The 2,505-nt window shown below is 57.7% G+C and carries 2 protein-coding genes; both read right to left on the bottom strand.

The window, feature by feature from the left end; translation table 11 throughout:
• Nucleotides 1-834, bottom strand: an 834-nt coding sequence (locus tag AC1DT2_RS20560) for a hypothetical protein (protein ID WP_477298392.1), incomplete at its 3' end; no start/stop codon positions are given.
• Nucleotides 835-1,690: 856 nt separating this feature from the next.
• On the bottom strand, nucleotides 1,691-2,505 hold an 815-nt coding region (locus AC1DT2_RS20555; protein WP_477298391.1), incomplete at its 5' end, for a hypothetical protein.

Below are 2,505 nucleotides of genomic sequence, written 5' to 3'. Positions count from 1 at the left end.
GAAATACAGCGACCAGTCGCAAGTATCGCGAATCGAACCCGCGTCGTCGTCGGCATCGTCAATCATCGATGTATCGGTGTGTATGTGTTCTGCTCGGAACTCGAGCTGCCACTGGGTGTTCACCTTGAAGATTGTTCGATCAGAAGTTTTCGTCGTCGTGCCCTTGCAGCTCCTGCTGACCCCACACATGCCAACCCCATCGAGATCCAGTCTTTTCGACGACTCATCTATGGTCCCGTCTAGCGGATCCCCAAATTCGCCGGCAAGGCGTGCTTTGAAATTGGCGAGCCCCGTGCCACGGCACTCCAAGGCAACTTCTTCCCCCGAAACACCGACAATCGCCTGGTTGCGCCTATAGGTCCAGCTGTCGGCGACTTGGCTCAAAAATGTCGCCCTGGTAATCCTCCCGCTAACAACTTGTTCGTCGACGCGCCAGACATGACCGCCGACGGTCGCGGTGTAGGTCAATAGCAGACCATTGTCGTTCTTCGCCCAGTGAAAAGGCATCGGTCGCGGCTTTGGAATACCGTCGCCAGGCTTGATCTCTAACGCAGCGATCCAGTCATTCTCTGGCCATGCAAGGCGAGCAGCCGGCGCGGGTGGTGCTATTACGGTGTCGTCTTTGAGCCACGGTAATGGGACGCATGTTCCGATATCCGGGACGGCTTTTAGCGATCCCAAGACCGCGAACAACAAGCCTATGGCGCCTACAACGCAGCTTCTTTTCGGAGTGAACTTGGATAGCCCGCTAGTACCAACATTAATTCCCCCTCCGATAGCCGCCAACAAGAGGACGACGAATCCGAGCGCTTGAAGCCATGCATTGATCGACATGCAGCTGACTGTCATCGTCGCCCCCTATGGAGTCGAACCGAGCCGTCGCGAAGTGAAATAACCAGGTCGCCGGTTATAAATCTAACCCTCGCTGCTGGTGGCGTCCAGCAAGCGCAAGCCTGTGCGCGCTCCGCTGGTCGCGACCGTTGAGATCGAGTGGCGAGAAAAGCGCCAAATGGACTCCTTCCGACGTATCTCCCGCGCAGCTCGCGACCAGCGCTAGGCGCTGACGCGACGCTCTTCCGATGGTGGCCGAGGCTTTCGGTTCTGTGAGCGCCATCGTGAGCGCTACCCCATCGGCGCACCCTGCCCCGTCTTCATGCCTCCCACGTCCAGCACTCGCCGCGCGAGACCGCGGTGATGCCTTTCCAAGGGCGGCGCGAACGCTACCAGTCACGCCAGAACCTGGCCGCCGAGGCATGGTGTTTAAAGCACCAGCGCTACTATCGAACCCACATGAAGATGGGATGCCGGATTGTGCCTACCGGTGGCTGCCCGCAGTGCGCGATCAGCCTGCACGACTATTTGCACGAAAGCCGGCGTACTCAACCTCCCCTGACCTGAAGGAATGCGCGAAGTCACCGGGATCGAATTCTCGTTCGTTTGGGTGGGACGTAGGAGGCGTAGAAGGCGGCGTAGCGGGCTTGTTCCTCGGCGGTCGGCTTTGCGTAGCCGCCGGCGGCGCTTGGCCCTACTCCTGGTGTCGCGGCGAGTCTGCCCAAATGCGCGAGGCGCCGGCCAGCGAATCGCTCGACCCATGCCCTGCCCTTGGCCTGGCTTGGCACGGAGGCTCGGCCCTTGGGGTCCACTTAGCGCCTGATTGGCGGTTATCTAGCGGCGGTTCAAGACAGCAGACTTACTTGATTAATCCCTCAACATATCCGCGCATGATGATGTACGGGCGCATGATTGGACTGACAAACCGGTAACGGAATCGCTTGGTGGTTCCAACCCGGGTCAGCATCTCAGCTCGCTCAACCTGTCCGAACTCCTTCAGATGACGTGCAAAATTAGGGATATCAATCGTTCGACCTAGGATATTACTCAACGGCGACCTGACCGCAGCCGCAGTGAAATATCCAGCTTCATCAACTTCTGCCAAAGCGCATGCAAGCAGCACTTCTTTGAAGATGTTTCCCGGCTGCGGGCTTTTGACGGCGTCGTAGTACGAAGATTTGATGGACTGTTGCCATTGATCGAGCGAGTCGGTAACGCCCCTATCGACGTGATCGCGGTTCACCTCCATGGACTCGTTAGTCAGCGCAGCGCGTGTACTGTGAAGTGCCAGCAGGTGCGTGATGTAAGGCAGACCTTGGGACAGAGCGACGATGTGAGCCAAGCCACCTGCCGATATCGTCATGCCAAGCCGCGTTAGGCCGTTGGACACGATCTGCGCGATCTCCTCGGTAGACATTCGTGGCATCGGAACCTGTACCAAGTTTCGCTCAATGGACAGATGCCCTTCCACTAGCTGATCGACCGATTCAGCTACTCCAATCAGTAGCAACGATGCTGCGACGGCGTTGTCGGAGAGGGATTTAATAGTGTCCGAAATTAGTACAGCTACCTGACGATCCGCTATACGATCGTACTCGTCGAGAATGATCAGCGTAGGCGTCTGTGAGCTCAGATCGAAAAGTAGCCGACGCACATCGTCAGGCTGTACGACGC

The sequence above is a fragment of the Luteibacter sp. P4_E6 genome (assembly GCF_056401535.1).
Note: the sequence above shows the minus strand (reverse complement) of the source record. Positions and strands in the feature narration are given on the sequence as shown.